Source organism: Blautia wexlerae (assembly GCF_013300825.1).
Taxonomy (GTDB): Bacteria; Bacillota; Clostridia; order Lachnospirales; family Lachnospiraceae; genus Blautia_A; species Blautia_A wexlerae_B.
In genome coordinates, this window is sequence record NZ_JAAIMY010000113.1 from 1 (window position 1) to 340 (window position 340).

1 protein-coding gene and 1 pseudogene are annotated in these 340 nt (G+C 37.1%); both read left to right on the top strand.

The features are described 5' to 3' along the window. Positions 1–218: pseudogene (locus G4417_RS16665) on the top strand (IS607 family transposase); the annotation flags it as partial. Continuing rightward, positions 202–340 (top strand): helix-turn-helix domain-containing protein (locus tag G4417_RS17660; RefSeq protein ID WP_334296886.1); only part of this gene is annotated, 139 nt, incomplete at its 3' end. The pseudogene G4417_RS16665 and the gene G4417_RS17660, both read left to right, overlap by 17 nt.

The following is a 340-nucleotide window of genomic DNA, read 5'->3' on the forward strand; positions in this document are numbered from 1 at the left end:
AATATATCGCTTCACTTTATAATTGTGAGATTGAGATTATTGATAATACTGAAAAGTCCGAACAGCAGGAACTTGTTGAAGATCTGGTTCAGATAATCACTGTATTCAGTTGCAAATTACAAGGAAAACGAGCAAACAAAGCTAAGAAACTTATCCGGGAATTGATACAGGAGGAAGCAGATGGTAAAAGCCATAAAAGTAATGTTGATACCAAATAACGTGCAGAAAACCAAGTTGTTTCAGTACGCCGGTGCTTCAAGATTTGCCTATAACTGGGCTTTGGCAAGGGAAATAGAAAACTATGAAAAAGGCGGAAAATTCCTTTCAGATGCAGAACTCA